At 38.5% G+C, this 22,059-nt stretch carries 9 protein-coding genes; 1 reads left to right on the forward strand and 8 read right to left on the reverse strand.

Annotated features, from left to right (window positions below):
• Positions 1-83: 83 nt before the first annotated feature.
• Complete coding sequence (gene bcsG, locus CSC79_RS04640; RefSeq protein WP_099294542.1) at positions 84-1,658, forward strand: cellulose biosynthesis protein BcsG; 1,575 nt, start codon at positions 84-86, stop codon at positions 1,656-1,658.
• A gap of 119 nt (positions 1,659-1,777) precedes the next feature.
• Here bcsG and CSC79_RS04645 read toward each other — a convergent pair whose 3' ends face one another.
• From CSC79_RS04645 to CSC79_RS04680, 8 genes are all read right to left on the reverse strand, one after another.
• Complete coding sequence (locus tag CSC79_RS04645; protein ID WP_099294544.1) at positions 1,778-2,992, reverse strand: DUF642 domain-containing protein; 1,215 nt, start codon at positions 2,990-2,992, stop codon at positions 1,778-1,780.
• Positions 2,993-3,311: 319 nt separating this feature from the next.
• A complete protein-coding gene (locus CSC79_RS04650; protein ID WP_237113957.1) occupies positions 3,312-7,424 on the reverse strand; it encodes a poly-gamma-glutamate synthase PgsB in 4,113 nt (1,370 codons plus the stop codon).
• Between the two features lies 1 nt (position 7,425).
• Positions 7,426-11,727, reverse strand: a complete 4,302-nt coding sequence (locus CSC79_RS04655) for an autotransporter outer membrane beta-barrel domain-containing protein (protein ID WP_099294546.1) — start codon at positions 11,725-11,727, stop codon at positions 7,426-7,428.
• A complete protein-coding gene (locus CSC79_RS04660) occupies positions 11,712-12,476 on the reverse strand; it encodes a hypothetical protein (protein ID WP_099294548.1) in 765 nt (254 codons plus the stop codon). Before CSC79_RS04660 ends, CSC79_RS04655 begins: the two co-directional genes overlap by 16 nt.
• On the reverse strand, positions 12,463-14,733 hold the full coding sequence (locus CSC79_RS04665) for a hypothetical protein (protein ID WP_099294550.1): 2,271 nt from the start codon (positions 14,731-14,733) through the stop codon (positions 12,463-12,465). The genes CSC79_RS04660 and CSC79_RS04665 overlap by 14 nt, the downstream gene beginning before the upstream one ends.
• Complete coding sequence (locus CSC79_RS04670) at positions 14,720-17,836, reverse strand: poly-gamma-glutamate biosynthesis protein PgsC/CapC (RefSeq protein ID WP_099294552.1); 3,117 nt, start codon at positions 17,834-17,836, stop codon at positions 14,720-14,722. The genes CSC79_RS04665 and CSC79_RS04670 overlap by 14 nt, the downstream gene beginning before the upstream one ends.
• Positions 17,837-17,844: 8 nt before the next feature.
• Positions 17,845-19,812, reverse strand: a complete 1,968-nt coding sequence (locus CSC79_RS04675; protein ID WP_237113958.1) for a hypothetical protein — start codon at positions 19,810-19,812, stop codon at positions 17,845-17,847.
• Positions 19,813-19,833: 21 nt separating this feature from the next.
• On the reverse strand, positions 19,834-22,059 hold the full coding sequence (locus CSC79_RS04680; protein WP_237113959.1) for a CapA family protein: 2,226 nt from the start codon (positions 22,057-22,059) through the stop codon (positions 19,834-19,836).

Below are 22,059 nucleotides of genomic sequence, written 5' to 3' on the forward strand. Positions count from 1 at the left end.
TTTATGAGGTTTTATCGAAAGCTGACATTCAGGCATGTATTACTTAAGCCGTATGAGCCGAGTATTAAAAAGAAGGATAAAATGTGAAAATAACAGGTTTAGGTATTTGGAATGTCTATTTTTTAATTAAAATTGCTTTATATGCGCGTGGCGAAATTTCATTTCATTTTATAGAGAATTTAGCTTTCTTTGCTTTTTTGGCATTGTCATTTAATCACCCTTTATTGCAACGTGGTAAGCACGTTTTGGCAGGGGGATTTGCGATTATTTTATTTTATTATGATTCATGGTTACCGCCTATATCGCGTTTACTGAAGCAGGTTGGCAATGTACAAGATTTTAGCCTAGATTATTTTATTGAAATAAGCGCGCGCGTGGTTAGCTTAGAATTGTTTTTAAGCCTCTTCATAGTATGTGTGTTTTACCGATACACTCATCAATGGCTTCGCTATACTACGCTTTCATTGGTTGGGTTTGGCTATGCTTATTGGCTGGCTTCAGCGAGCGTTGATGTTGAGGTCGTCCCAGCTCAAGTATCACAAAAACAATCCCGGGTTGCTGCAAAGCAATTAGTTGATGTGGGAGCATCACTTTCTCCACAACAACAGCTTACACGTTTTTATCAAGAGCAAAGCCAATTAACCAGTGTGTTTCCTGAACAATTGCCAGAAAACCCTTTTGATGTATTAATTCTCAATGTGTGCTCTTTATCAACAGCAGACCTAAATGCAATTGATGTAGATCCACGTGAGCTATTTAGTAATTTTGATGTCTTGTTTAGTGATTTTAATTCAGCCACATCCTACAGTGGCCCAGCAGCTATTAGGTTATTGCGAGCAAGCTGTGGGCAAACCAGTCAGCCACAACTCTTTGAGTCGGTGCCTAAGCAGTGTTACTTGTTTGAAAATTTAGCTGAACTGGGGTTTGATACCTCAGTTGCTATGAACCACGATGGGCACTTTGATGATTTTAAAGGGTTAATAAACTCATATGGTGGCATAAATATTCCTAAATTAAATTTTGCGAATTATTCACCCTTTCAATTCGGGTTTGATGGAAAACCTATTTACTCAGATCAAGAAGTACTAACCAACTGGCTTTCATCCCAGCAAAAGAGCAATAAACCACGTGCGCTTTATTACAATACGATTAGCTTACATGATGGTAATCAAATTGCAGGTTATGACCGCATGAGCAGCCCACAAAGTTACCCAATTAGACAAAAACAGCTTTTTAGTGACATTAATCAGTTTATTGATAAGCTTGAGAGTGCAAAGCGTAATACGTTATTAGTGCTCGTGCCTGAACATGGTGCAGCCTTAGAGGGTGATAAGGTTCAATTTTCAGGATTACGAGAAATACCAAGTCCTAAGATAGTTTCAGTTCCTAGTGCGATTAAGTTTATTGGGCCTAATATAACTCACTCGGGGTTAATAGAGATCAGTGAGTCAACGAGCTATTTTGCCCTATCTGAAATCATCAGCCGTGCACTACGTACTAATGTGTTCTCAGGAAATACATCAATTGGTTCACTACTTGACGATTTGCCACGGGCACCTAAAGTAGCTGAGAATGAAGACACTATAATGATGTATATCAATGAGCGACCGTATATTCAGCTTGATGGTGGGGAGTGGACTGAATATCCTCAAGGTTAATATGAAATAAGGCTCAGGCACTTTGTTTTGTGTGGGCTATTAGGGGAAATTAGCGGGGATTACGCTTTTACATAAAAAATCGGGCAACTTACATTGCCCGATACTTTGTCTAGTCGGTATTAATTACAATAATTACCATCAACAAATGTCAAATCATTTAGGTGTGAAGGTCCTTCCATTACAAAAGTAGCCTCAGCGGTATTCTGATTTAATTGATAAATTTTAGCGTTCTCGCCACTTTCGCGTCCAGATACATAAATAGCCCCATCATCTGCTATAGCGATACCTGATGCCCAATTTACGTTATGCTCACCAATCAGAGAAAGCTCTAGCGAACCTTGATCAACAGTATAAAGTGCTTTACCTGTTAACACATAAAGCACATTGTTATCTGCAGAGTAAGCAATATCACCGTGAGAGAAAGAGTCACCCGGGTAAGTTAATTTGCCTAACACTGTTTTATCACCCGTCGCTAAATCAAAGTCATACATGTATGTTTTGCTGGTTGCACGAAGTGTCGTGCCATCAGCGCTCATTGCAGAGCGATAGATTGGGTATGATTTAGTCGGTGATACTAACGATTGTTGGTTGTTAGCAAGATCAAGCGAAAGAATTTGTGATACTTTTGTTGAACGGTCTAATTGCTCCATGAAATAAAGCACACCATTATGTGAGGCGATATTTGATGCTGTATTATTCAAGCCAGCTACTGTTGAGTAAGTATTTGTATTTGTGTTGAAAAAGTAAACGTAACCTTCTTCGTTAGAACCAAAGTTATTAATACCATATAGACCAGAGGCGCAAGCCGTCGATACTTTTACATCATCAATAAATGCACCATAAGAATCAGATTTTCCAGCACCAACAAACTTAAGTTCTGAGCTATTTGAGTTAGCTTTAACAGTGTAAGTAAACTTCTGCCAGCCTCGGCTTGTTGCGTTTAATGTATCAAGAAGTTCACCATCCCAGTAAACTTTAGCTTTATTTGTTGTTTCATCACCATCTCTACGGGCTGAATAATAAAAGCTAATCTCATAGTTTTGCTGTGGTTGTGTTTCAAGTGTTTGAAACACACTGTAGTTGGCCGTTGAATCTAGTTCGATATACTGAGTACCATCTTGTGAAGGGACGATATTGAGTGCTGTTGTTTGAATTTCAAACTTCGCATTATCAGAACGTTGCCAGCCAGGTACTTTGTTGAATAAGCTCCAAGTTCCTGAAACTTGTGCTGTGTCTTCAAATGAACCATTTACAACTAAGTTGCTGCTGGCCATTGTAAAGCTAGATGCTAAAAGTAGAGGTAGAGCAGCAAGCTTAAAGGTTGAGTTTTTCATAAAGTATCTCCTACAAGATGACTAGTAATGACTTTGTTAACATTTTGTTTAACTTTAATTGGTACTATTTTGCTATTTTTTGGTGGTTTGGTCAAATGTAGAACACTCGGAATTTTCGTATTATTATGTTGGATTTTTCTCTACAAAATATTATTTATTATTTTTTAGTGACTTATAATTTTTTGATGGGTGTGAACAATTTAAATCGCTTATCTGGTAGTAATTGAACGTTGGCTTGAATTAGTGCATAAGTCTAAATAATTATCAAAAGTCTAATGAAAAAGACTTTAGCAACTTTTATACTCAAGTCTTATCCATGTCATTTATTTTTTTCGTTTGAAAAAGAAAGCCAACCAGGTTTCTGGTTTCGGTTTAGCTTAGCGAGGATTTCAATCGCTTTTTCCAACGTTATGCGATTGTTTGCAATATCTTTATAAACACGGATAGCGATTTTTTTACGTTTTACCGCAGCGCCGGCTTCTAAGAAAGACTCTACGACTTGAGTGGCGAAGCGCTTAATTGTACTTTTTTGCTTTTTAACTGATTGGCCGCTCTTTATATGTGCGCGTTTACTTAGGCGCTCAGTAACATGTTGAAGTTCAGCTTGGCTATACTCATTTTGTGCGTGATGGGCTTTTCTGATTTGAATAATCGCATTCGTTAAATAGGTGGCCTCAAGTTCTGAGAACTGATTAATGAGTGATAGACGTGCTAACGCTTGCCTAAAGTGATCGGCAGAGCAACTTTCATCAAGTAATGTTGTAATATTGTCGTAAATACGTTGCCACTGCTGCCAGCTGTAAACGTAACCAAGGCCTGTCCCTTTGATGTTCTGCATTCCTACAATAACTTGATGACAGTTAGGCCTAGCATAAGTCGATAATTCAACAGTCAATTCGTCGGCAGAAATTTGAGAGTCATCTATGAGCACACACTTACTGTGTGCAAGGCTAAGTAAAGTTTGTTTTAATTGTTGTTGGTTTTTTTCAATGTTATCAAATAAAGGCTGAATTTTTTTATAACTTATATAATGCTCAAATACATCTTTTAAACTTGTTTTGCGTTGTTCAGGTAAGTCAAAATCTTGATTTTTAAACCAAGAATCTAAGCGTGCTTGGTTGGTTATTCCCTCAAGCTCATGCGTTGGCAAAGTAGACTCTAGCGCACTATTAAATAGCGTAATAAGTGAGTCAAAATCCTTAATACAATGTAATTGCGAGCATAATAATTCTAACTCTTGGCGATCATTGTTCTTGATTATTCGCTCTAAACGAGCTGTAAATGCTTGAATATAGTAACTATAAAACCCATCTACATTTGTCCCTATCACGACCATTTTATCGAATGGTAAATCGTTAGCGAGAATTTCAGCAAACACCTTAGAACGGGCAACGCGGTCATTACGATTATTTATAAGTGCTATGGTCTGTTTTGTTGGATCGTTTGATAATTCAAATAGGTTTAAACGCTTCCAATTTTCAAGAGTTGCTAAACGTTCGTTGGCAGACATGCTATTAACAAATGACATGTTAAAGCCATTAAATGGTGCTGCTGTGAAGTGTTGTAAAACACCAATATCTGGAACGATACGTTGTGATGTTTCTTTAAATACAAAGTCTTTATCTAGGCCAATATGCGCCGCCATCTTGCACACTAAAGCGATATTGTCTGGGTGCTCCTGGTAAGGGTAAAGTGCTCTTATATCAGGGGGGATTTGATAACCATCCCCCCAATGAACTTGCACAAGGGTGCTTTTCTTTAGCGTGGCATCCTTTTCTAGAATGGGCATCATCGTTTGTTCGCTGGTAAATACTAAGTTATTTGGTGCGATAAAATTAGCCATTTCTTTAGCAACATCAATACCTGTAGGCCCTAAAATGTCTTCATGATCAGGGTATGCATTGGTAATAGTAGAAAAGTTATCTTGCATCCATTGGCGTAAAATCCTCACGTATCGAGGAGTTAGCCCCATGCACTCCCATAAAAAAACATCGGCTTTTACATTTTTTGCAAAATGTAAAATATCACTTTGTTCCCAAATACTCGCTTTATCAAAAGGGCGAAATATAGGTACTTCAAATTGATCACCGTTTGAACGTGCAAATATCATCGTGGCTTCACAGCCAGTTGTTTTGGTTATAACTTTAAGTGCTAGGCCACTAAAAAGAGCTGCTTTGAGCCTTTCTGTGCCTGACTTACCTCGTGTTCCCCAGCCTCCAATACTAACGGGAATTGCTTTTCTATCTCTTTTTATACGTTGACTGACATGGACATGGCGGCCCCAAAAATACAGCATAAAACCTAGTACAAAAAATATTAACTGGCCAATACTGTTTTGATAAATAGAGTATAAATACTCTTTAAAGCTAAGCCACACATTCACAAAGAGCGGAGAAACACTTAATTTTTTATAAAGGTTACTAATTCCTTCTTCAACCTCAAAGTGACAACCAAGTTGTTCACCATAAGCCTTAAACTCAAGTTTAAAGCCGTTTTTTTCGAGTTTTGATAAATAGTTTTTTTGTTCAATATCGTTACCTTTTCGCAAGTTATCTAGTTGCTCAAGGTTAAGTGACAACCAAATGTATGTCTTTAAGCGTTGAAAAAGTGTTGCAGGTGGAGTGACACATAAAATACCGTCAGGTGTGTATGTTTTTGCTGCTTGCTTTATATCGTCTTGACTTAACACTGATAATAAAAAATCAGGTAAGGGAAGGTGAGGGCGTGTTGAGTGCTCTTTGTCGTCAAACAGTGGCTCTCCTGGAACGCTTGTTGTACTTATCTCAGCAACCGTGCAGCTAGGAACATGCATAAATGCAGAAGGCTTTCTCGCTACGCTGTGGTTAAAGCTTTGACGTTTATCAGTACTTGGATTTCGCCATTCATGAATAAAGCGCCAAATGCGAAACGCGCTGTGATATCCATTACGAATGTGCCAATGATGTTTTTTATTGGTTACATTGTAGCCTTCATTTTGCTGTGCTTTACGGCTAAGTAAGCGCCCTAATAGCTCTTCATCTAATGACTTTTGGTCTATCAGAGTTTTATCAGATTGTGGGAGTGAATGCTCCAAAGATGTCACTTTAGTTTGGTGTGCAAATGAAACCAGTTGTTCGCGCGTTCTCGTGATGTATCGACGAACGGCGCGTTTAGGTTCTTGATTAAGTTGGTCATTTAAACACGCTATAAACTGCTTGAAGATTGCGTCTGGATCATCTGTTTCAAGTTGTAAGTTGAGCATTATTCTAGCGCTGAGCTCTAAGGTTAAACGTTTGATTTGTATACTGTGTTTGGACTTTAATAGCTCCTTCCATAAGCTAAAGGCTATCCCGTCTGTGCTCATGCGTGCATTGCTTAATTGTTTTACTAATGTAAAACGTACTGAATCTTCTGTTTCGTGCTTGAGTCGCTCGGTGATCAGCCTTTGTAAAAAAGGAAGATCAAAATACAACGACTGCTCAACAACACTTTGTCTTACTCTTGGGTAAGTGTGGCAAGCAAGACGTTGCAGTAAATCTTCGCAGTGCTTGGTTAAATGCAATTGACTGACTAAAATTTTTGGTAAAGCGGCTAATAGAAATAAACGCTGATCATCTTTGAGTTGAAATTGATCTTGATTTTTGATGATTTGTGCCATAAATGCACGAATGTATGTAGGGCGTTGATGAATCAAGATTTCTAAAATATCTAATCGGGCTAAATGTGGTGTATGAGGCTGCTCTAATGCTAACACTAATGTTTCCACTAAATTTGCGCTGAGCTCATGTTCATCCACTGTGTTATGTATAAGTTGTACTTGATTGGCTAGCGCGCGATATAGCGCATTTTTTACATGTTCGCTTTTTGTTTGCGACAAGACATTTAGGAAAAAGTTTTCTAAATCGAGAGATTGCCATGCACTTGAAATATTTTTGGCATAATTTAGTAGATAGCGGTTACTCAAATCGCCTAGTTTACCAATTAAAAATTTTAATGTTTGTTCAATATCGGCAATGCTGTCTTGGTAGCGGTTAATGACAGCGCCTTCATCAAACCAACGAGAAAATGCTTGTTTGTCTTGTTTTAATTGTTCATCTGTTGCGCCGAGCTGTTTTGCATAATCAAGAATATGAAACTCTCTCTCAGCACTTATTTCAGCATGACTAATGCGTTCAATAAATAATAGGTAGCCGGCATCTAGCTGCTGTAGATTCTGTTGCTTTTGCTCTACTTGATGACGCAAAAATCCAATAGACTGGCGCAGTAGCCAATCGTTCTCGTCTTCTTGTTCTGGGATCGTTTGTAACAGCTCCCATTTTGCTAAATCATCAACGAGCTGGCGATATTTTTGACGGTACAAGTCGAGCCAAAAATTGGCAATGTCAGCAAAAAGCACATGCTCTAAACGTTGCTTTAATTCTTGCTGTGTCATTTGTTTATTTGCAGATGCCATACTAATCTTGCTCTAAAAAGTGATTGAGTTGCAGTGATTCAAAGATGATTTCATCATGGGAGAAAACACTTAAACCAGTGTCTGATATATTGCCAGTAGAGAACTCTAAGCTCACATTGTGATCATTTCGAAACCAATCCTGATCCCAACGTAATTTTATCCAGCCTTGAGAAAAGTTACCTAAATGCACTTGTTTGCGCCAACCTAGGCTGGTGATATATTGCCACGTGCTATTCGGTCTATCATCATCGGCAAATTTATAATAACTGGTTAAGCCTGCTTGAAAGATGTGGCCTCGGTAAAATTGATTCCATGAGCTTCCAAAGCGTAATAAATCTAAGCTCGTCCAATCAGCGTTACTGGCGCTGCCCGCCATAAAGTTAACATAACCATCAACCCAAAGTTGATAGCGATATTGGTATTCTCCTCGCCATCCATAAGGGTGATCCTCACGGTAAAAATTATAGATGTCGGAGTTTAAATTCGAATCAAATAAAAAGTCATCAAGGGAGGCACTGCTATAACTATAAAAAGGGCTCACTTGCCATTGGTGCCGGTGGCTTTGGTCTATTCGCCAAATTTGACCAATTTGAATATAGGCATTTATACCGTATTGACTTGAAAGTTTACCTTTACTAGGTTGCCAAGAGGTTTGTAATGCACTGTCTATATACCACGGGCTATCATGGTCTTGCCAAGCGTGGTAGCCGTCGATAGAAAGTATGTCAGCGTCTTGCTCGCTGAATGAATATGTTAAGTCTAAACGATACCAGTTTTCATCGTCGGCTAGGCGAAGTCGCGCTCCGAGATCTAAACTATGGCGAGTTGGAATGTCTTCACTGGTTTCAAATATACCACGGCGGTTATACTTAACAAACGCTTGCCAGTTTATTTCTTCAGGCTTAAAGGTGGCGATTTCGTTGTGCAAAGTGTGTGTTTGCTCAGGTAATATATAGGTCAATATGTCACCTTCAAGCTGGGGTTGGGGTTGATAACTTGAAATTTTATGGTGTGAGTCTCTCAATTGCCATGTGTAGAGTCTGACGTATTTTAATTTATCTGTAGTGACTTCGACTTTTCCAGCTGGATGAAAAAAAGTTCGCTCAATACGTTGCTTATACCCATTACTCTCATTGCCCTTAAGCATTTGCTCAAGCTTTACCAATCTATCCGCAGGTAGTTTTGCAATTAATGGTTGGTTTGGTAGTACCGTGTAAAAGAGTAGCTTTTTTGGTAGAGGAAGATCATACCAATGCCCATGACGATACTCCTGTGCATTCAAGGTTATAATCTGCGATAAGTAAGGATTGAGCCAATGCAATGAAATGACATTGTTTACAAGTTCCGATTTATTGAACCCATATGCAGTCACCTTGTCTGGCTCAACAGACCATGTTTTTGTAGTATCACCTAGATTGATTGCAATATTAGCTATATTTCCTTGTGATAGCTCTGCATTAGAAAAGTGAAAATTCAAACGTATTTGATCTGAACGGGTTTGCGATAAGTCTAAATTTAGACTGTGTAATGGGCGTAGCAATAACCCGCTCTTAAAGTCATGCTTACTACTGCTGCGTGATAACTGATCGCTAAAACTTGCTTCACTGAGCGAATCAACCGTAAGCAACTGGGTGCCAGCAAAGTCCGCGTATTCCTCAAGGGGTGTCCATTGACCATAACTTTGCACCCGAGATAGTAGTGGTTCAAGGCTTTCAGGCAAGGTGACAGTTCTTAATTTAGCGAGCGCTTGTGTATACTCATTTATACCAAGGGTATTACCAGATAGTTTGAATAAAGTGTTGTTTAATAGTGTTTTTTCATTTTTAGAGGGATCGTAAAGCAAATCAAGAAATGACTGCTGCCAATAATGAGCCGTAGCCATGTCTTGAAAAACAAAGTCTTCTAATAAAGACGCCGATAAAACCTTTAAACTTATATATGCAGGGTTATCACTGTGTAGTCGAACAGACTCGCCTGGCTGTAAAGTAACTAAGCTTTCACTGGCAATAGATAGCAATTGCCCAGTATCTTCTCGTGCTGTCGTTGAGCTTATATCTGAATAAATGGGCAATATGCTTTGTTGTTGACCTTTGGTGGCGAACATCCAGCTCATTTTATATTGACCATTTTGGACGCTCTGACTGCGGGCTCTTATGGCGAATGTCACCGGTTTATCTGATGCACTTACAGTAACTCCTTGTTGGGTGTTTAAAACATAAGTCTGAAATAAACCATTTGGGCTAATTAAGGTGTTGCTGCCTATATGTGCTAAAGAATAAGCTGTTTGATTACTATCTGCTTTAGCGTACTTACGCCAATTTAAACGCGCGTAACTATTTTTTAATTTTGGATCAGTTATTAGATTGTGGCTAAGCCACAGTGCTAGCAGGTGGCGCTGCTGTTTAATGGCAAGCTTTACCATAGTATGTTGACAAGTATTTATTGTATTGGCTGCATCAGCACACAAGCCTAGCAGTTTATAGTCTTGCTTTAAGTTGGTGTATTTTTCTAGTAGCGCTTGTGCAGCATATTTTTTAAGTGTTGGAGTTGCGGTGCTTTTATATAATCCCTCAAGATAGCTTTTAGCCAGTACACCTCTGCCTTGTTGTGATAATAATGCAATACGCAGTTGCCATGCTTTTATTGCAATGCTTGGGTTTGTTGCATTTACTAATGATTTTAGTAATTGTAGTGATTTTAACGGGTCACTTTTACTTAACTCATGTGCTTTTGCAAGCTGGTTATGCCAGTGCACTCGTTGCTGTTGCGTTTCTTTTACACTTACAATTTGCGGGTTGTAGGGGACTAAAGTGTTAATGTATTCGTCGCCCATTAAAGCCAGCTTATCTTTAAGAAGCTGGCTGATAATAGGGCTTTTTTCTATTAACTTACCAGGTTGCAAATAAAGTAGCTCATTGTTTGGTAAGTCTAACAATTGTGAACTTTGCATTACATATTCTATGGGCTTACGTTGTGGTTGCAGGTTTTGGATTTTTATTGCGCTGGTGGCTAAGGGGATAGCTAATTCAAATGTTGCAAACTTGTCGCTTTTTAATAGGTTTAAATGCCATTGTTGATTACCACTGCTAACTAAAATATGGGTGTCAATGTGACTGCGGGCATGCAATGTGATTGTAGGCTTGACGCGTTGTTTTGTTTTAAGATCAAAATGATGAGGTTGTGCTTTCAGAGAATGTACTTGAGCATACTCTTTTGTTAGTACAGGGTAGCCAGTATCATCAACAATACGCATGCCACTTAAGCTATCAAAGTGTTCGAATCGGCTATTAAAAATAATGTTATTATGGGCGTTGGGTATTAAGTAATGACTGGTTGAAATTGTTTTTAAAAGGTCTAGATAACGACGCTGGGCAAGCGCGTTATTTTTTTGATAAACACTCGAATTAACAGCCGATAAATCGTGATTTACATATATTTTTTTCAGTGTTTTATCTAAATTATTGATCCAAAACGGTTGGAAGTACTTTTCCTCTAATTTATCCAATGCTTGATCGTCATATAGAGCGTGATGACTTTGTTCGACCTTTATATAAGCAGCCGTTTCGCTTCGAAGTGTTAAATATTCACCTTTTTCAATGGCGATATAATCAGCATTGGCTAATCCAATGTGCTGTGACGGGTATTCATTCGCTTTACTGGCTAATACACTAATAATTGCAGCGGGCCTCTCATTAATAGAAGCATATACTTTGCCGTTAATATCATGACTGAGTAAATCTTTACGCACTGATATTTTTAGTTTTTTAGCATGTTGAAAGTATAACTTAACCTGCTCACCAGCTTTAAAGTGATAATAATACTCAATATTTTGACCATAAGTAAGACGTGTAATATGCCTAGGGAGTTTTATTGCGTGGAGAAAGCTATCGCTGTGCCGCAAATTTTTACCCACCATGACATTAAACGTTTTACCAACATCTAAATGGTTCGTTATTTTAATAATTCGGTTGTATGGTTGGCTAGGCAGCTGGCAGCGTGATTTTTTACAGGTAAAATCACGCTGTTGGTTCAACCTTTGTTGCGCAAGGTGACTGGTACCGGCGCTAAGAATAAATATATTAAAGTGACTACTTTCAAGTTCAAGCCATTGTCCTTTAGGTAACCACAAATGCTGGCTCTGCTTCGCTTCAAAAAAGTTTGAATGTTGTTTTTCTTTTAGTGTGAGTTCTGACCCAACATTTACCCAAGTCGGAGAGTTTAAGACGTTGTCGTTACTAGCAAATGCATAAGTGCTCACTAAAGAGAAAAGGCTAAAAATAAAGACAATCACAGTGAAATACATTTTTTCAGTCCACTCATTAATTTAGGCTGTTGAATAAGTTTTTTACGTAATGAATAACTAAGTTCAATATGGAAAAATTCATTTTTTGGCAATGTAATACTGTTTAAAATATTTTTAGTACCACCTAGCTCGGCTACTTCTAATGGGTAGACGGCGCTTTTGAGTTTTAAGCGGTCATTGAAGCAACGGCTTATTTTTTTCACTTTTGCCGAAGGCGGCCGTGCCCCCTGACTGATAATGACATCAAGAGCTTGAGCTTGCTCTGTGCGACGTTTCTTTTCATCAAAACCATGAATTTGATAAATACGAGTCGCTGGCACAGTACTGGCGTACGATTCGATGAATGCATTTGCAACACTGTATCGGGACTTACCTAAATCGGCTTTAACTCCCAGCTTGTTTAGGGTATTTCGGTGTTTTGTATTGGCTATGAGTACTTGGCATTGTGCGGATAATGCTTCTGCAATGTCAAAAGTGTATTTGTCAAAATAACGGTGTGGTGCATAGATAATACAGGGTTCTTCGTGCATGCTATATCGTATGAGAGCGCCGGAAATTAATTCATGTTTATCATCCAAGATTATTTCTGCGTTTAGATGATAATTTAACTGCATCACTCTTTGATTTGTCAGCCACTGACTAAGTTGTTGTTTTAAAGTGGCATAATTATCGGCAACGCTAGGTCCTGTTGCGCTTAATGCAAAGCTCAAAAATAAGCTTAAAAGTAGGGTTGGTTTAAAGAGTTTCATCGTTCCACCACCTTATTCTTTGTTCTTCATTTTCATACTCTTCAAGTATGGCAATCCAAATCGTTTTATCACTGCTCAACGTAAGATCATTAATAGCCCTTATATCACTGGTGATTTGATTTGTGATAGCAGGGTAAGCATATAGTGTGCTGTCTTTAGGGTGTATCAGGAATGCATCACTCAGATCGCTTGGTAATAAACGTAACCGTTTGCTTTTTAAGCTATATTCATCTGTTAAACCTCGTTGATAACGAGCACTTTGTGCAATATTTAGTATGACGGGCTGATTTATTTTTGAGCTATAGGCTTTCACTACAACACTTTTTGGTCGAAGTGACGGGTAGTTCAAGGTGAGCGTTTTATTCGCTGCTAATTTATATAAACGTTGTTTAATCCATGGTCTTGGACCTTGCCAGTTTTGATAAATAGCTTTAGCTGTTGTTTTAATGTGGGTTAAGTTATTAAAATCAGTGTCTTTTAAATCAATCTCTTTAGCGCTATTTTTATTTTCTTGATACACAATATTGGCGGCAATAGTATCCGGGGCTTGTGCTGATGTTTGTATCAACTGTTGTGATTGCACTTTTTCGTAGTTAAAAGGGGTAGGTTCAGTTAACGGTGCAAAGTATTTTTTGGGGTTATTTACTAAGGCCACGTTGGATATTGGTAGAACTGAAAAAAGCTCTCTTGATTGGTAAAAGGTGTCTTCGATAATGACTTCTGGTGGTTCTTCAAAAACGCGGATGTTTATGTAAGCGTCGTTATCAGTGAAGCTATAATGATTATCTGCTTGTTGCTCATACCAAGCAGCAATATCGTAAAAGTCTGGTGTTTCTTCACAAACGGTGTGACACACAGTTCGTTGGTAATTAAAATCACTATTACGAGACTTGACTCTTATCAGAGCAGGTTGATTTGAAATAACTTCTAGGCTGGCCGCTTTTTCCCCAACACGTAAATATAATGCTTTGGCTTTTTTAGTTATTTGGCGCTGTGTTGTATCAAGAATAATTCGGTCAAATTGTGAAGTTTCGCCGTCATAAAATACGTTAAACCTTTCTATTTCCTTTTTATTTATATCATATACCACGACTATCGCTTGGCTGTTTCGGGGGGCCCGTAGCTCAATATTAATGTCACTATTTGCTTCAAGGGTGTAGCGAGCGTTAATTGTCTCGCTGATTTTATAAAAACCATCTTGCGATGTGAGTAGCGGCTGCATTGATTTAAATGACCAGTTAGTCAATGTGCTTTGAGTACTGCAAATAGTCACTAAGCCTGGCAGTAGAGGTTCGGTAATGAACAGAGTTGTTTGCTCATATTGTCCAAAGCTAACTGTTTTTGGTGCAACAAATTGATGCAAATCGTACCAAACCAGGTCGATTTTTGCCGTGTTGTTTTGCGTGAAAATTAAACTATCTGGTTGTTCTATTTTGATACTTGCACAAAGGTGCTGATCGGTATAGTAATCGTCTAGATTTAGTTGTTGTTGGCTGAAATCATACGTTACGACATTGTAAGGTAAGGTCTCGTATAAAATATCTGATTTAAAATCGATGCTTGGTATTCCTTGTGGCGCAAGCTTTAACCACTTGAACGCAACTGCACTACTCATTTCTGACTCTGATAAAGCATTAACACCAAGACTTAAATAATTTGTAGCTCGCTCACGTCTTTCTATTGGTAGTTTTAACCAAGCGCTATCTTGATCTTGGGCATTATTGATGGTCTTTGCATGCACTCTGACGACAACACCTTTGACGTTAGGGTTCTCTGGGATTAATTTTAAGGAAATTGAAAAAACACCCTCAAGTTGTTGTGAGCTAATATAAAACGATTGCCCAGATGAAACGTGTAAAGCCTCACGCTGTTCAATAATTTGCTTTATTTGGTGCTCGTCATCGGCTGGCGTTAATTTAGTTGCATGATGGTAAATACGGGTTTTAATAGGTTTGTTTTGCTCGTCATTTAATGAGTACTCAATTGCATAATTAATAGGTGTATCGAGATTGAGCTGTTGCTGAAAAATGGCATTTGAGAGCACTCGAATAGAGCGGGTACGTGATGGTGAGTATGCAAAAATTAAGGGCTTTTCAGTGGATAGCCACTGGACATTAGAGCGAGTTTCATCGTCTGAGCGAGCGGTTATAGGCTCGGCAGATTTTAACCAAAGATAAAAGCTAAACAATGAAAAGCCAGCGGTAATTAACAATGTTAATAATACTATAAGCTTAAAAAAGCGCTTAATAAATTGCATAAGTGCCTTCCATCATCATGGTGTTAAAACGTGATTGATCGGTTAATCGGTTTGTCACTGGATTAAAAATAGCGAGCAACTTTGAATTTAAGAGTATAGCGAGGGCATATTCTTGTTGGCCTTCAAACTCTATAGTTTGTAAGGTGCAGTTATTAATGGGCTTACATAGTTGTGCCAGTACTGTTAAGCGTCGTGAACTACCATACTGTTGCAGTACGTCATTAAAATGCTGTTCTTGATTAAAGCTTAAATCGGCCCAGTCATTTGGTGACAGTGTGCTGATATTTATTGTTTTTACATAGGGTTGGGCAGATATTGCCAGCAAGCGTTGTAATAAACTTTGCTGATTAACTGAAAATTGTTTTTTAAAGTCAGATGCTAGCCACAATGTTGCAAGTTCACTTTGTGACGTAAATACTTGATAGCCAGATTGTGGTGAAGTGCCTAATTCAAGCCCTCTTGTTGCAGTTTGACCTAATACTGTTTGATAGTTTACCGACAAAGTGTTTAGGCCACTATCAAGGGCATCAATAAGTGCCTTATAGCTACTGCCTGCTTGAGTATACTGAAATGCCAGTGCTGTGGGTCTAATCCACGATGGGGCACTATGACTACGAATTTGTAAATTAAGTACATGCTGGTTTTGTGCATACCTAAGGTAGCTTTGATGAACAACATTAAAAAGTGCGTCAATATTGTTTGGCGCTAATACATTTGCTTGCGGATGCGCATATGGATGAGCGCCCGCAATCATAAGCTGTTCAGCTTTACTGGCAATAAATAACTCAGTCGCAAACTTAAGTGTATTACTTTCAAATAATGGCCGAGGGACTTGGATATTTAATCGCTCACTATTGTTGAGATTTAAAAAATATACTCCTTGGCCATACCCAAGTGCAGGGCCTTCTAAACTAGGCGCAATTAGGAGGAAGCGGCCTTGGCCATTACGAACCAAGCTTAACTGGTAGCCCATTAACCTAACCGTCGAATTAACCTGCTTGAGTAGATTTACTACATCACTATCGACCATTTTTTCACTTAGGCTGGCTTTTAAATTGTACAGTGGGCGTAAAATTTCAAACTCCCATAAAGCCGCTTGATTAGGTGATAATGGTTTATACTGGCCACTTCCTTTTGCGGTAATATAATCTGAATAAAAATCCACCAATTCGTTTAGCGATTTATTGACGTAGGCGATTTCATTTTTTGCTTCTCCTTGATTATCGCGAGCAATATTAGCTAATAACGTAGTGTAGTTTTCACGACTTAAGAAAGCTTCAAATAATTGACCTTTAAAATTTTGATCGGGCAAGGAGCTTGTTGTTGCTAGGCCGAAGAATGTCCCTTGGTAACCAAGCAGCTGCTGAACTAATCGTTGGCTCAATTCGCTGGGGAGCTGGTTATATATCCAATATTGGCTCGACGCACCTAACGTGGTTTTTGCTAGTAAGCGGCTGCTGCGGTTATTTACCTCGCGCACTTGAAATATTTGCTCAAGATCCATCGCCTCAATGAATGCATAATAATAATCACTCTGTTGATTATTTTGAGAGAGTTTTGCACTGGGTGTTAAGCTTGTACCAAATACCATAGCTTGAGCTGAGAAATGCTCAAAAATATGACCTGCGGAATCACTCGCAAGGCTTTCCGACGTTGGATAAGGCACTGTGACTATAAAGTTTGCTGAAGGGTTGCGCGCAATAACAAAAAATCCTCGTTGAGAGGTTTTTCTCGTATCACGGATATAAATAAACCGTTCATCAAATTGAAGTTGAAAACCGAGTTTAGCGAAACGTGGTAAGTTATTTTGTATGTTCTGTAAATTATCGGGGGCTTTGTTTATTTCATTAATTGCGTACTTAAAATTGTTTTTGTCTTGGTTTACTTGGTAAAGGCTCAATTCTACAGTGTCTTTGCTATCGGTGTACAAATAGCTTTTATACTCACTAATTTGTTGGCTCAAGGTACTCGTTTGTTGGGTTGGGCTAAAGCTATTAACGCCGGTATCTATAAATAAAGAAGGGATAAACATAATAAGAAAACCAATGGCAATTGCTAACGAACCACCAACAATTGACGTTTGAAACGTCGCTCTTATGACGAGACCTAACGCACTTTTTTGGTATATTTTTAAAGCTAATAAAGTAGATAACATATAACCAAAGGCAAAGGTGTCAGTTACTTTTATCTCAGGGTAATAATGGACAACAAAATAGTTTAAAAAGAGCTTATAAATAAAACCAATGTTAAAGAAAAACAATAATAGTCGAGCGCCTTCAATATTGGTATTCCTTAATCTTGTATAGTTAAGTAATGATGCGCCAATAATTAATATAATGGCCGTTTCGGCAAAAGAGGTGAGTAACTTGGTTGGTTGCATCAATTGTAAAGCAAGTAAAGCAGGCAACATGATGCCATTAAATTCCCAGCCATATTTTATATTCGCTCTGGATGCAAAAAAGGCCGTTATTACTAGAATGATGTACGCTTTAGGCGCAGCAATAATTGAAGCAGCAACCGCTTCATACATTATAGCAAGGTTAGCAATGCTAAAATTGGTCATTGGCATGAGTGCATAGCGTACCAGTAAATAGGTAAAAACAAGCTGAATAATGGTCACTTTCATGCCGTATTTAAAACCGCCGTTCCACATTACGTTTGCGGTTAACGCGATAATAACTAAGCCAAGTGAATAAAGCTGTGAAGAGTAGTCAAAAGTAATATCCCAACCACTTAGGATATTGGCAATTAATGGCCAAAAAAGGGTGTCCATAACTACACGGACTAAAATACTGATTAAGATAATAGCGAAAAACCGATCTCGGCCGAACATTTCCCCGTAGCCAAATTTTTCCATAATGTATTTAGCGCTAAAGCGCATCAAGCCATACACCACGACAGACTCAATAATAATAACGCCAGCAGAGGTAGGGCTTACAATAAGAAGTGGTACAAGGTAACCCGGAACAACTAACCCGGTTAAAGGGAAGCCAAAGCGTAAGTTGAGTAAACATACAACGGTGATACCAATCCATACAGTGGTAATCACCGACTGACCAAGTCCACCTCCAGATGGAAACAAGTGTAAAATTAAATCACCCACAGGTTAAATTACTCCATTAAACTTGTTGTTAATGGTTGCTGCCTATTTAGGGCATCAATTAACTGTTTGCTGTTAGGCATTTGAGATATTAAAGAGGCAATGTCGACAAATTCAAACAATATCCCTGAGACTTGAAATGGCTCCCCTGATGCGCTCTGCACGCTGGCAGAGTCCACAGCTCTAACATTAAGAATGTAAACTTGATTATCGAGTTGAGCCTCTAGGTAAATTTCGCCCTTTTGAAGTGTGATGTAACGTAACTTTCCTTTTGCAGTTTCAATATCTAAATTAGTTACTTGACAAAGCAAATCTAATGCTGTCATTTCAAATATTGAAAATTGATGACGTGAAGCTAGCTCTTCTAGTGCTTTATTTATTTGTACGACTTGGCCAAATAAATTAAAGAGTATAGTGGCAGATCGAATATGATTAAAAACATGCTCTAGGGTTGTTAACTTTTGCTCCATTTCAGTAATCGACGTTTTTACTTTTTGGCTTAAAGGCTCTTGAAGAGTTAGAGTAAGTAATCGCGATAGGGTGCTATTATTGATACTCGTTTGTGATTCATATATCCGATAATGGAACAGTAATTCACCTACTTGACCTGCAAATGCATTAACATTTTTTTCAAAGGCTTGTTGATTAAAATCCTCACTAGGGGTTACGGTCATTGCCCAAAAACCGCGAACGTCACCTGCATAAGTTAATGGCACTATGTATTGAACTTCACCTTCACCTAATTCTTCAAAGAATGGTCTTTCTATGGCGATGACGGTCAATGCTTTTAAAGCGTCAGAGTATGGAGGGCGTTTGTAGTCACGTCGCATCTCTTGTATATCAGTAAGGTGGCAGTTGATAGCTCTGATCTCTGACAGGCGATGTTCACCCTCTTTACGGGCTAAAAAAATTGATTTGTTTAATGCTAATTGTTGACTGATTAAGCGCGTGATTGAGTCCCACGGTGAACTTTGTGAGATAAACGATTGAGGTAAATATCGGCCAATCATTTTTTGCTGTATGTTTCCAATTAAATTAACAAGCTCATATTCTTCATTTAGTTTTCTTATAACGACAACCCAAAGCAAGGTATAAAATGTCAAAACAATCATTTGACCTACAGGCAGAAAAACGTACTGAAAAAATAAAACAAAATAACTAAGTCCAAACCACGCAACACTCAACACAGAGGCTAAAACTAGGCTGTAAACAATTGATAGCTTTTGAAAAGCAAATAACAGCGTGATAGAAATACATAAAAATAACAATGTACTTTGCCACGGTTGAACAATTAGCACTGCGCTTTCTTTTTGCAGTGTGTCTGCAATATAGGCCACAAGTAAAAGGTAATTTGTGCTCTGCGAAAGCTTAGGTGCATTAAGTGAAACCCCTAACCCTGCATTTTTTTGCCCTAAAATTATGATTTTATTTTGTAGTTGACTGGCCATAATGTCCATTGCCATAAGGCGTTCAGCTGAAAACTTAGGTAATGCAGCCGGGGCTAGTTCAAAATTGACTAATGCAGTCGTATTTTGGGTTTTAAATAGAAGGGGCCAAATAGAATGACAGCGAGTCTTATCCGATGATGTAATTTCAATGTTATACCCAGCCCAATCATTTAAAGTGGGCAGGCAGTAGTCATTATCTGGGTGCGGATAATAAACAGTCTTTTGATCAGATTTGCTCACATCGTTATTTAATTGTAGCTGCTCATTTGACACAACAATGATATGGCTTGGTTCATAGGTTTTTAATTGTTTAACTATTTCAGTGTGTTCACGGCTCAGGTGCTCGCTTTCAATAAGCACGACTTCACTTTGCTGACTCTGTGTTAAATGTGCAAGTTGGCTATATAACAACGCATTCACAGAATGAAAAAGTGAGAGTGAATTGGCAATTATAATGGTGCTAAATAACATCATTATTAGCCAGAAATTTTTCTGGCGTTGCAATAGTGATAGTTGGTGCTTTAAAGCCACAGAAGCTCCAATGAAAGTACGTTAGTTAAAAGTGCTAAATGTAAGCTTGTATGTGACAGGTGTGCTGGAATCGGCGTATAAAAAATCAAACCCATGCATTTTTTTTGTTTGCCAAACGCCCTCATCAATTACGAGCTTATCTTGCCACGACACCATCGCAATATCGTCTAATGCTAAGCTGGCTTCATCGTTGCTGGGAGGAAAATGTCTAAAGGTTACTTTCACCCCGCGTGCTGGCAGATTTTCTGGACCCAATGTAGTTGTGTCTGCTGGTAACGTAAAATTGTAATTAAATGCTTGCCATGAGTATGTTCCTGCTTGTGCGATATCGCTATACTCTGTAGAGAACTCTAGCGCATCTTCTGCAGTAGTCGTGACTAACTTTAGCTCTAATCTACCTGCGTTTTCGCCTTTCATATAGCCAATTAAGCTGAAGTCTTTAAATGCTTGTGTTTGACCATTGTTATCATAAAATTCCATTGTACGTATTGTTTGTCTGAACGGAATTATTGAAGGCGTATTATCAAACTGTGTTCGTGATGAACACAAGGCTTGAAGACCACTTCGAACATTACTTATACAGGGCGTGACGCTATCGCCACTGTGATCCCATCTTGCAACCTCAAGTTGTTCATCATCATTATCCCAATCTTCAAAGTCGCCAAATATCATCATGTCACGGCCGAACTTAAGGGATGTGGGGGCATCGCCTTCTATTATTTCTATTTTAGATAAAAAAGCGGCTGTTGAGGGGGCATAATCGCGTAAATCAATCATACTCTGCTCTGCGCTTAGTGAAACTGTTTCAGTGTGTTGAGTTACTTGCATCTGGTTTTTACTAAAGTATAAATCAGCATAACCATCTCTAGGGATTAAAGTGATGTTATCGTCCGAAAGGCCTGCGAGTCGGCGGATTAAATAGTTACTTAAAAATCCATGTGTGAATTTAGGTTGATACCCTTCTACATAAACAGGATAAACTATCCCACGTTTTGTCGGGGAACTACTGTCTGTGTCAACCTTAACCATCACGGCAACACCCAATAAGGTTTCCAATCGGTCTTGATCAAACATAAAGTTACCAAGGCCTAAAATAGCAGGTACACCATCATACATTGCAAAGCCTTGAGCAACGTGCGGGTGGTGAGCGATCAAAAGATTAACGCCGTATTTAGCAATCGTTTCAAATCGACTTTCAATATAAGGGGTAGGAGAGTAAGAATACTCATCGCCGCCATGCATTTGTACAATTGAGTAATCGCTGTTGGTTATCGTATCTTCAACCGCATTAATCACTAATGGTGTATTGGTTAAATCAGCAGCCCCTCCTTTCGTTTCGCTGGACACATAGTTTATTTCGTGCTCGTTCCCAGGAATTGATGTAGCTGAAAATAAACCTAATTTAATCGTGCCAACATCCAGTAACTTTGGCGCATAAGACTCTTGATTATTCTTACCAGCACCACTGTGAGCAAACCCAGCGTTATTGACTTCAATAATTGTGTCATCAAGTCCGTCTTCTAAAAAGTCGTAAACGTGATTATTACCAAGAGCTACGTAGTCGATCCCTATGTCTGTTAATCCTTGCAATGTTTCAGGTAACGAGAAAAAAGCAAACTCTTTAGTTGGATGTACTGTTTGTGGAGTCCCAGTAACAGGACTTTCTAAATTAACAGAGGCAAAGTCAGCAGCTAAAAATAAAGGGGCCACGTACTGTGATAGCTTTTTAGCATCTTCACTTGCACTAGAAGGTCTAATTAACGCTTCATCTATATTTGGAATATCAGCTGACATTGTTGAAAGTGAGGGGTCGAGGTAGCGACGACCAAACATTGTGTCACCAGCAAAGAGTAGCTCTACTTCATTTGTTTTTTTGCTAAGGAGTGTGATTGTTTTTGAATTGGAAGTGTTACTTATACTCAGTGTTTCAATATGGGGCAAATAATTAGATGCATTTATATCTAACCGGTAATTTCCATAAGGCATGTTTTTAAGCGATATTTTGCCTGCATTGTCACTTATATACACAACACCATTTAATTTTACGGAAACATTACTCGCAGCTTCATTATTTTCATTCAAAATAGTGACGGTAACAGAGTCTGTATTTTGAAAGTATTGCTCGCGCAGTTGAATTTCAGTTTGTTGACTCTGAGTTTCCTCAGTCTCGTAAGGGTCTTCTACCTTACATGCACTGATAAAAATAATAATAAGACAAGGCAGAGTTATAGTTCGTATATTGTGCAA

This window comes from Pseudoalteromonas sp. 3D05, assembly GCF_002723455.1.
Lineage (GTDB): Bacteria > Pseudomonadota > Gammaproteobacteria > Enterobacterales > Alteromonadaceae > Pseudoalteromonas.